The organism is Dietzia sp. B19, from assembly GCF_014145155.1.
Classification (GTDB): Bacteria; Actinomycetota; Actinomycetes; order Mycobacteriales; family Mycobacteriaceae; genus Dietzia; species Dietzia natronolimnaea.
Genome location: NZ_JAALED010000436.1, coordinates 8802 through 17990, shown reverse-complemented (window position 1 = coordinate 17990; position 9189 = coordinate 8802). Strand labels below are relative to the sequence as shown.

The 9189-nt window shown below is 68.2% G+C and carries 13 protein-coding genes, 1 pseudogene and 1 riboswitch; of the genes and pseudogenes, 11 read left to right on the top strand and 3 right to left on the bottom strand.

What is annotated here, in order from left to right:
- Positions 1–227 (top strand): annotated as a pseudogene (locus tag G6020_RS12355) (precorrin-4 C(11)-methyltransferase); the annotation flags it as partial.
- A 331-nt stretch (positions 228–558) separates the two neighbouring features.
- On the opposite strand, the gene G6020_RS12350 reads toward G6020_RS12355, so the two are convergent.
- Together G6020_RS12350 and G6020_RS12345 are read right to left on the bottom strand one after the other, a co-directional pair.
- Entirely contained in the window at positions 559–1020 is a 462-nt protein-coding gene (locus G6020_RS12350) for an SRPBCC family protein (protein WP_182610827.1), read from the bottom strand.
- A 402-nt stretch (positions 1021–1422) separates the two neighbouring features.
- On the bottom strand, positions 1423–1725 hold the full coding sequence (locus G6020_RS12345; protein ID WP_042329960.1) for a winged helix-turn-helix domain-containing protein: 303 nt from the start codon (positions 1723–1725) through the stop codon (positions 1423–1425).
- 277 nt (positions 1726–2002) lie between these two features.
- Here G6020_RS12345 and G6020_RS12340 point away from each other — a divergent pair, with 277 nt between their 5' ends.
- From G6020_RS12340 to G6020_RS12305, 8 genes are all read left to right on the top strand, one after another.
- Positions 2003–3025 carry a sodium-dependent bicarbonate transport family permease gene (locus tag G6020_RS12340; RefSeq protein WP_182610826.1) on the top strand — a complete coding sequence of 341 codons (1023 nt, stop codon included), beginning with the start codon at positions 2003–2005 and terminating at the stop codon, positions 3023–3025.
- Between the two features lie 14 nt (positions 3026–3039).
- Positions 3040–3330: a transcriptional regulator gene (locus tag G6020_RS12335; RefSeq protein ID WP_182610825.1), complete on the top strand. Its 291-nt coding sequence runs from the start codon at positions 3040–3042 to the stop codon at positions 3328–3330.
- Between the two features lie 20 nt (positions 3331–3350).
- Positions 3351–3563, top strand: a riboswitch (cobalamin riboswitch).
- A 35-nt stretch (positions 3564–3598) separates the two neighbouring features.
- Positions 3599–4339, top strand: a complete 741-nt coding sequence (locus G6020_RS12330; RefSeq protein ID WP_182610824.1) for an energy-coupling factor ABC transporter permease — start codon at positions 3599–3601, stop codon at positions 4337–4339.
- A complete protein-coding gene (locus G6020_RS12325) occupies positions 4336–4698 on the top strand; it encodes an energy-coupling factor ABC transporter substrate-binding protein (protein WP_179524146.1) in 363 nt (120 codons plus the stop codon). The genes G6020_RS12330 and G6020_RS12325 overlap by 4 nt, the downstream gene beginning before the upstream one ends.
- Before the next feature lie 15 nt (positions 4699–4713).
- A complete protein-coding gene (gene cbiQ / locus G6020_RS12320) occupies positions 4714–5442 on the top strand; it encodes a cobalt ECF transporter T component CbiQ (RefSeq protein ID WP_179524147.1) in 729 nt (242 codons plus the stop codon).
- Positions 5439–6239 carry an ABC transporter ATP-binding protein gene (locus G6020_RS12315; protein WP_179524148.1) on the top strand — a complete coding sequence of 267 codons (801 nt, stop codon included), beginning with the start codon at positions 5439–5441 and terminating at the stop codon, positions 6237–6239. The genes cbiQ and G6020_RS12315 overlap by 4 nt, the downstream gene beginning before the upstream one ends.
- A 301-nt stretch (positions 6240–6540) precedes the next feature.
- Positions 6541–6789 carry a hypothetical protein gene (locus G6020_RS12310; RefSeq protein WP_194306128.1) on the top strand — a complete coding sequence of 83 codons (249 nt, stop codon included), beginning with the start codon at positions 6541–6543 and terminating at the stop codon, positions 6787–6789.
- Positions 6773–7255, top strand: a complete 483-nt coding sequence (locus G6020_RS12305; protein WP_179524150.1) for a BLUF domain-containing protein — start codon at positions 6773–6775, stop codon at positions 7253–7255. The genes G6020_RS12310 and G6020_RS12305 overlap by 17 nt, the downstream gene beginning before the upstream one ends.
- Positions 7256–7268: 13 nt before the next feature.
- On the opposite strand, the gene G6020_RS12300 is transcribed toward G6020_RS12305, so the two are convergent.
- A complete protein-coding gene (locus G6020_RS12300) occupies positions 7269–7478 on the bottom strand; it encodes a hypothetical protein (RefSeq protein WP_179523156.1) in 210 nt (69 codons plus the stop codon).
- Positions 7479–7524: 46 nt separating this feature from the next.
- Here G6020_RS12300 and G6020_RS12295 point away from each other — a divergent pair, with 46 nt between their 5' ends.
- Entirely contained in the window at positions 7525–8034 is a 510-nt protein-coding gene (locus G6020_RS12295) for a CGNR zinc finger domain-containing protein (RefSeq protein WP_187700400.1), read from the top strand.
- A 79-nt stretch (positions 8035–8113) separates the two neighbouring features.
- On the top strand, positions 8114–9013 hold the full coding sequence (locus G6020_RS12290) for a DUF5996 family protein (RefSeq protein ID WP_182610823.1): 900 nt from the start codon (positions 8114–8116) through the stop codon (positions 9011–9013).
- The last annotated feature ends 176 nt before the right edge of the window (positions 9014–9189 follow it).

Below are 9189 nucleotides of genomic sequence, written 5' to 3'. Positions count from 1 at the left end.
ACGGCGCGGACTGCCCGGTGGCGGTGGTGGCCAATGCGAGCCGCCCGCACCGCGTCGAGCTGCGGGGCACACTTGCCGACATCGCGGACGCGGTCGAGTCCGCCGGTCTGCGGCAGGCGGCGGTGATCCTGGTGGGCCGGGCGCTGGTCCGGCCGGGGGAGGCCGAATCGTGGTTGTACGCCTCGGATCCGGAGAGGGCGGCGAAGCGGCGGGGCGGGGCGGGGTAGGTGGAACTCAGAGTTGAAAGTTCGACCACAGTCACGGAGGCCGAGGTGCCAGGCTGTGCTCGTGGTTTCCGAGGGCGGCATCTACACTCGAGTCTCCCTGCGGGACGCTCATCCGGTCGATTACTGGGCGGGTAGACCCGGACTCACCATACCGGCTGTCCACTTCAGATCAGGGTGTGGTCGGTCCGTGAGGTAGCGGAAGACGTCTCTCCGAACTCTGCCGGCGGGCTGTCGTCTAAGTAGCCGTTCCCGCGCATTGCTCCTCTTGCTACTGCCCAGTCGCAAGAGAGTTATCCCTGGCGAAGTCCACCCGTGGGGACGAGTCGGTTGGTCAGGCCTCGGCGATAGCTTTGATGCTCTCCAGCGTGGTGCCAAGTGCAGTCTCGAGCTCGTCAGCGTGGTTCGGGCCCCCGCCGAGGAGCGTCGCGGCGAAGAACCGGCCGATCGGATTGAGCTTGCCCGGCACGGACCGACGCTGGGCCAGCTTGGTACCGGTCTGCGTCGGCTGGAGCTCGAAGGCCCAGCGGGCGCCGCTGGTCTTCGTGTCCCAGGCGACACGCTTGTGTGGCTCGAACTCGATCACAACGTTTCGGGTTGGCCAGACGACCAGTTTGCGGCGGTTCCAGCCGATGTACTGCTGGCCCTTCCGGAAGCCTCCCGGCAGCAGCGGTGTCATCGCGACGAGTTCGGGCGACGACCGAACGAGCACGGAGGTATCCGTGACGACCTCCCACACGCGCTCGACGGGGGCGTCGACCTCGACCTCGGCGCGAAGCTCGCGGGTAGTGCTCATGCCATGCCTCCTTGGCGGGTTGAGCCGCGCTGGGTGTGGTGAACACTCTGGCGTGACCGGAATTGCGACCAGTGCAAGGTCGGACCGCTCCGCAACACAGTACGTCGCGTAGGGCGTACCCCGTAGTGACGTTGCTCTTCGTCGTGGTGTTGGTCCCCATGTCGACGAGCTCGCTTACGAGGGTGTGGGCCGCGCAGGTCCGGGACGCTGGCTGAGCAACACCGAATCCGCGGTGGTGCAGAAAGCGACCGTTCGTCCGGACGTGGTGACGGTGGATGTGCTCAGCCCCTATGACATCTCCGAACTCGATCAACTGCAGAGAGAAGCCGACCAGATCGTCCCCTGGGGGCCTCTAGTAGTGGTCGACCACGCTGTCGGGGCGCCACGAGCAGTGCCGACGGGTCACTCGTTGCCGTCGCCAGCACCCTTTCGCGGGGCCCCCAGCACGCTGAGTATCTCCCCGACCATGTGGTCCCGTTCGAGTGGATGGCGCAGCGGCAGGTCTCGGTTCAGGCTGTAGCGGTTACGGCGCCCGTCGCGGATGCGCTGCAGGTACCCGGCCTCTTCCAGTTCGGCCACGATCCGCTGGGTGGCGCGCTCGGTGATCCCGACCGCATCGGCGATGTCGCGCAGTCGCGTCTCGGAATCCTGCGCGATGCACAGCAGGACGTGCGCGTGATTGGTGAGAAACGTCCACTCTGCCACCACACCACCCCATCACCGACGACTTCCGAGTGCCATTTTGCCTGACGCGAATCACGGTACGCATGTGGGCGTCCACGGTGCCCGATCTCCCGCGGTGCCGGCCCTTGCGCCGCGCCACAACACACGACATAGATTTAGGCTGTTGCAATACATGTCTTGCAAGTCGTGTATTGTCGTTCCCGTTACTCGCTCGGAACAGTCGGCCCGCGCGCCACGACGGAGATCCGCTCGCCCCGCTCGGCGGCGTACGGACTCCGGTCAGATCAGGGGAGACTCGATGGACCTCAGCATTCTCGGCAGCCTCACGGACCCGCCGATCCTGTTCTTCTTCCTGGGGCTGTTCGTCGCCGCGGTGCGCTCCAACCTGGAGATCCCGGCCCCCGTCACCAAGTTCCTGTCGCTCTACCTGCTCATGGCGATCGGGTTCAAGGGTGGACAGGCTCTCCGCGAGACCGGTCTGACCGGCCGCGCCGCGGCGGTGATCGGCATCGCCCTGCTCCTGGCCCTGGTGATCCCTGCGCTGGGCTTCCTGGTCCTGCGGCGCAGGGTGAACGAGTTCGATGCGGCCGCCATCGCCGCCACCTACGGGTCGGTCAGCGCGGTGACGTTCATCGCCGCGACGCAGTTCGTGACCGCCCGTGGGGAGGAACCCGGCGGGTACATGACGGTCGCCCTGGTGCTGATGGAATCGCCCGCGATCATCATGGCGGTGCTTCTCGCCACCTGGGCACGGTCACGTCAACGCTCAGCCCAGATGGCGGGCGACGTCGCGGGGGCCGGAGCCTCCGGTCCCGCGTCGGGAGCACCCCTGTCGATGCGGGCGATCCTGCACGAGGCGTTCACCGACGGCGCGCACCTGCTGCTGATCGGGTCGCTCGTGATCGGCACCATGGTGGGGGCCGACGCCGGCGAGGCCATGTCCCCGTTCGTCGACGACATGTTCAAGGGGCTGCTGGCCTTCTTCCTGCTCGAGATGGGCCTGCTCGTCGCCCGTCAACTCCGCGAGGTCCGGGACGTGGGTCCGTTCCTGATCGGGTTCGGCATCGTGATGCCCCTGATCGGAGCATCGATGGCGCTGGCCCTGGGTGCACTGGCCGGGCTGCCGGTCGGCGACCTGACCATGCTCGCCGTGCTCGCGGCGAGCGGGTCCTACATCGTCGTCCCGGCCGTGGTGCGCTACGCGATCCCCGAAGCGCGACCGTCCCGGTACTTCACAATGGCTCTTGCCGTGACGTTCCCGTTCAACATCGTCCTCGGCATTCCGCTCTACTACACCGTCGCCCAGCACCTGGGCGCCTGAGGCGAGGAGATCCCATGAGAGACGTCAAACGGATCGAACTGGTGGTGGAATCCGGGGTCGCCGGGAGGTTCCTCGGCGCGTTGGATTCGCTGGGCCTGACCCATCGCACCGTGATCCCGGGAATCTACGGGCGGGGACAGCACGGTGAGCGGGGCGGGGACCCTTTCTCCACCTTCGACAACACCTTCGTGCTCGTGGCGGTCGACCCCGACCGGATCGACGAGGTCCTCCTGGCGCTGCGCCCCCTTCTGAAGTCCGTCGGTGGCATGTGTCTGGTCTCGGACGCCCAGTCGGTGCGGTACTGAGCCGGCACCCGGGAGGGGGCTAGGATCTGCTCAGCTGCGGTGCTCGGGAACCCGGTGTGAGACCGGGGCGGCCCTCGCCACTGTGAACGGATGATGTCGCAGGTCCTCTGTGCCACTGCTCGCACGCGTTGTGTGGGTGGGAAGGCGGACCCGCGGCGATCCGGTCCATCCCTACTGGGGTGGGCCGGGGGAACCCGTGAGCCAGGAGACCGGCCGTGGCTGCCACCACGAGTGCCCGCGAGGTGACGGGCAGAAAGGTCTCAGGTAGATGCATATCGCAGAGGGTTTTCTCCCCTCGGCGCACGCCCTGGCATGGACGGCCGTCGCGGCACCGTTCGTGATCCACGGCGCGCGCGAGGTCATCAGGACGGTCCGCCGGACACCGGAGGCGGGCGTCCTGCTCGGCGTGGCCGGGGCGTTCACGTTCGTCATGTCGGCCGTCAAGCTCCCGTCGGTGACGGGCTCCAGCTCACACCCCACCGGGACCGGCCTGGGGACGATCATCTTCCGGCCCCCCGTCATGGCCTTCGTCGCCACCGTGGTGCTCATCTTCCAGGCGTTGCTGCTCGCGCACGGGGGCATCACCACGCTCGGCGCGAACGTGTTCTCCATGGGGGTCGCCGGGCCGTGGGTCGCCTACGGCGCGTTCGTCCTGTGTCGACGGGTCGCGGTGCCACTGCTCGGCGCGGTCTTCGTCGCCGCGTTCCTCGCCGACCTGGTGACGTATCTCGTCACCAGCGCCCAGCTCGCACTGGCGTTCCCGAGCGCCGAGCACGGCCTGTGGTACTCGATGGCCGAGTTCCTCGCCGTCTTCGCCATCACCCAGATCCCGCTGGCGATCGTCGAGGCCCTGATCGTCGTGGTGATCGTCAGCGTGCTCCTGCGCATCGCCTCCCGCGAGCTCGACCTGGTGGGCTTCTTCCGGAGGGCGCGACTCGCCGGCGCGGGGACCTTCGCGCATCTCGAGGACCGTACCGATCAGGTCGAGGCCACGGAGTCGGTGCGATGAGCGGGAAGAAGCACGTCAGCGTGTGGGTGCTCGTGGGGCTGGTCGCCGTGGCGTTCGCGATCGCGGTGTTCTCCCTGGTCTATGGCGCTGGTGCGGGCGGCGAGTTCGAGGGTGCGGACGGGCAGGCGGAGGGGACGATCAGCCAGGTCTCTCCCGACTACGAGCCATGGTTCGAGCCGCTTCTGCCCGAGTTGCCGGGGGAGGTCGAATCGGGGGTGTTCGCCCTCCAGGCCGGGATCGGCGGCGGGATCGTGGGTTACGGACTCGGCGTCCTGCGGACACGTAGTAGGCAGCGTCGGGAGAGCGTGACGGGTGCGGCGACCCCGTCGGCGGCGGCCACGGGTCCGGCCGGGCACTGACCGGCCGAGCCCTAGGTGAACCCACTCGAACTCGCGGCGTCCCACAACCGTTGGTCGGACCTCCCGGTAGTCGAGAAGCTGCTGCTCTTCGGCGGTCTGCTGGTGGCGGCACTGCTCGTGCCGCCACCGGTGGGCCACGTGGCGATCCTGACTGTCTGTTGTGTGTGCGCCCTGGCGCTGGCCCGCGTCCCCGCCAGGATCTACCTCGCGGCGTTGCTCGCCCCCGTCGCGTTCCTGGCCCTGGGAATCGGTCCCCTCGTGCTGGACCTGGTGGACTGGCGCCTCGTGGTGGATCCGGCCGGGGTCGACACCGCCTGGCGGACGGTGAGCAGGGCGATCGCCGCGACGGCCGCCACCATCACCTTGGCGTGCACCACGCCCGTCGCCGACCTCCTGGCCGCCGGCCGGCGGGCCGGACTGCCCGCCCCGCTGGCTCACGTCGTGGACACCACCTACCGGCTCATCGGCCTGCTCATCGACTCCGCGCGCACGCTGCGGCATTCCCACGACCTCAGGCTCGGACACCGCACCGCCCGGGCCGCGATCAGCTCGGTCGGGACGCAGTTCGCCTCGGTATTCGTCCTGTCCGTCAGGCGGGCACGGGCGATCGACGACGCCATGTCCATGCGCGCCGAGCGCGGCCAGACCGCAGTGCTCGCCGAGGCGGACCCGGTCTCGGCCACCCGCGTGCTCGTCATCTGTCTGGTTCTCGTGTCCGTCTCGATACTGGGGGTCATGACGTGACCGTCCTCGCGCTGCGCGGTGCCCGGTTCTCCTACCGGCGTCTCGATGCCCTCGGCGGTCACACCCACACCGTGCTCGACGGCGCCGACCTGACGATCCCCGCCGGGGCGAAGATGGCGCTTCTCGGTGGAAACGGCAGCGGCAAGACCACCCTGATGCGGCTGCTCGTGGGCCTGAACCGCCTCGAGGCCGGGGAGTTGGAGCTGGACGGGGAGCGGGTCCGGGACCGCCGCGCCGACCGCACCCGCCTGCGGCAGTCGGTGCAGATGGTGCTCCAGGAACCCGACGACCAGATCTTCGCCACGACCGTGCGGGCCGACGTCTCCTTCGGCCCCGTGAACCTCGGATTGGATCGCGCCGAGGTGGCCCACCGGGTCGACGAGGCCCTGGCGGCGCTGGCGATCACCGACCTCGCCGACCGCGTCCCCCACCACTTGTCCTTCGGGCAGCGCAAGAGGGTGGCCCTGGCGGGTGCGCTGGCGATGCGGCCTCGCGTCCTGCTTCTCGACGAACCGACGGCCGGGCTCGACCCGCTCTCCTGTGAGGACCTGCTCGCGGCGCTGGAGTCGCTTCGCGCCGCGGGGGCCGCGATCCTCATGGCCACGCACGATGTCGACCTCGCCTGGGCCTGGGCGGACGACGCGGTGGTGCTCTCCGGCGGAGCGCTCACCCGCGGCCCGGTCCACCGAGTGCTGCAGGACGAGGGCCTCCTCACCGCGGCCCGGCTCACCACCCCGTGGGGCGCCGCGGTGTCACGCCGACTGGGCCGGACGGTATCGCGGCCGGGAGAGGTCTGACCACGCTCGTCATCGGGATCGCACTCGCCCGTGTTCCGGACGCGACCGATGCCATCGGTGGCGCAGTCTTCCGACGCGCATCATGATGGCCCGGTGTGCCGCTATGACGGATAGCTTCAGCAGGATGTGAGTTCTTAGGCAAGAAGAGCACTGTGGGATCGGGTGACACGTCGATGCGTGCCCATCCCTGTTTCGGCCGCGCGCGGCGGCAGCGTCTCCCGGTGACGTGGCTCGGGCCACGTTCTTCTCGACGTGTACGGCAGTGGGTGAAACACCTTGTCAAGGAAGAAAAGGGGTGGGAGTGACTTCGGCAATCGAAGGATACGAAGAAATACGATGGTCCCAGGTAGAAGACAGCTTCTTCGTCGGTAGTTTCCGCGGGAACTTCGTGGGGTACATCGATCAGAATTCTGACGGCAGTTTCACCTGCTACGACAGGATGTCGAGACCGCAGGGCGAGTCCGGATCCCTGGACGAGGCGATCTCCAGCCTGAATGATCTGTACTTTTCCGATGCGAGCGAGGGAGAGTTGAATGTCGCTGGACGCTGAGTTCCCCACGTCGCCCGGGAGCGGACAACTGAAGTATTTGGTGTACACGAGCGTGCCGGTGCGGAAGATGCTGCCGGGTGATCTGGAGTCCATTCTGTTCACCTCCCGGGAGCGCAATCGTGCCGCCGGGATCACCGGCGTCCTCCTCTTCAGGAACAACTGCTTCATTCAGTTCCTCGAAGGCCCTCCGGCCGCGATCGACGAGTTGATGACGCGCATCGCTGCCGATGACAGGCACAGTCGTGTCCGGGTCCTGTTGACGGAACCTGCAGCCGAGCGCAGCTTCGCCGACTGGAAGATGGGCTTCGGCATCCCCAAGGAGACCCGGTCGACCGGAGTCGACGGCGTGCGGGACAGTTTCAACGATCTCACCGGCGGCTCGAACTACGACGTCGTACGTCGGGCCGCCGAGGACTTCTCGATCTGGTTCAAGGTCAAGGAGCGCTCGATCTCGACCTCGCCCTGAGCGTCGCCTCTCCCTACACCCGGGCGACGGGCACGCCGGCGCGCAGGACGCGATGCGCGCCGCAGTGGCAGGACTCGTAGGTCACAGTGCCCTCGCTGGTGCGGTGGGAGGAGCGGGTCAGCCATTCGTGCTGGTGCGCGTCCGGATCCGCAGGCTGCGGAACGGGGGCGTCGTGGTCGCGGTCGTGATCGACGTCGGTGGGCGAACAGGCTGCTGTGGTCATGCGCTGACTGTGGTGCAATGGGTCAGTGCAGTTCAACCATGGCAATATGGTCGGCCCGACTCTCGCGGCGGAACTTGCCTCACTCGGCGCCCGGGAGTGGGACACCGATATGGCCGTCGGCGTGCTTCGCGCCCACGGCGTCCGCAGGCCCGATCTCGACGACGCGAGGTCGACCCGCCTACAGGAGTGGGCATTGTGGTTGAGGGCACCCTTCTCGGCGCCGGACGTGGACTCCACGTGCGACGCGATCAACGAGCTGCTGGACTCGGCCGCGTCGAGGCCGTCCCTGAGCACGCACGACGGGCACAAGCCCCACCTGCACTTCGCGGCCGACGGTGACGACGTGGTGGAGCGCGTCCGGGCCATCACCGCAGGCGGTCTGGCGATCTTCGCGGTCGAGTCGGAGGGCGGCCGTCTGGGGGCCTGTCTCCGATCGGGGTGTCCCGAGGTGTTCGTCGACACCAGCCGGAACGGTAAGCGGCGCTACTGCAGTGCCCGGTGCGGCAACCACGACGCCGTCCAACGGCACCGGGCCCCCGGCCGTCGACCCGGGTGACGCAGGGTTTCGGGTGACGCAGGGTTTCGGATGATGCATAGGGGTGCCGTCCGGTCCCGAGATCGGGGATCATGTGTCGATGGAGACCCGAGACGAGCCCTGGCCGGCCCTGCCCCTGGAATCGTGGATCGACACCAGGGACACACTTCACCTGTGGACCCAGATCGTCGGCAAGACGCGGATGGCCCTCGGGCCGGAGATCAACCACTGGTGGGGCGTCCCGCTGTACGTGGACGCGCGGGGGCTCACCACGTCCCTGATGGTCGCCGGACACCGCGGTCTGGAGATCCGCTTCGACTTCGTCAGCCACGACCTGCTGTTCCTCGTCACTGACGGCAGCACCCGCCGGATGGCGCTCGAGCCGCGGACCGTCGCCGACTTCTACGCCGAGTACACCGGCCACCTGGGTGATCTCGGGTTCGACGTGCCGATCGTCGGGACCCCGGTCGAGCTGCCGGAGGTGATCCCGTTCGCCGAGGACACCACGCACGCGTCGTACGACGCTGACGCCGTGGCCCGTTTCTGGAGGTCGCTGGTCAGCGCGCACGGCGTCCTGTCGACGTTCCGCGGTGGGTTCCGTGGGAAGTCCTCGCCCGTCCACTTTTTCTGGGGTGCGTTCGATCTGGCCGTCACCCGGTTCTCCGGACGCTCCGCCCCCGAGCATCCCGGTGGCGTCCCGAACTGCCCGGACCGGGTCATGCACGAGGCCTACAGCGACGAGGTGTCGAGCGCGGGGTACTGGCCGGGTGGTGCGGAGGAGGGCAGCTTCTACGCGTACGCCTATCCCCACCCCGAGGGGTACGACACCCATCCGGCGGTCGAGGCCCCCGCGTACTGGAGCGCCGAGCTGGGTGAGTACGTGCTGCCGTACCACCTCGTGCGACAGGCGGCGGATCCCGACGCCGTGGTGCTGAGGTTCCTCGAACAAACCCATCGCGCGGCGGAGGAGACGGCGGGCTGGAGCCGGGTCCGGGTCTAGCCCGGTCCGGCAACGACTAGGAGACTGCTGAACAAGTGGCGTGGCTGGCCTGCGAGGTTGGGGTGGCACTGAAATGATGTGCCTCATGCAGGGTGAGTCGGATCGGCAGCGGGAACTGTTGGATGTGGAGTCGGTGGCGGGGCATCTGCTCGAGCCCGGCAGTGTGTTCGCGTTGC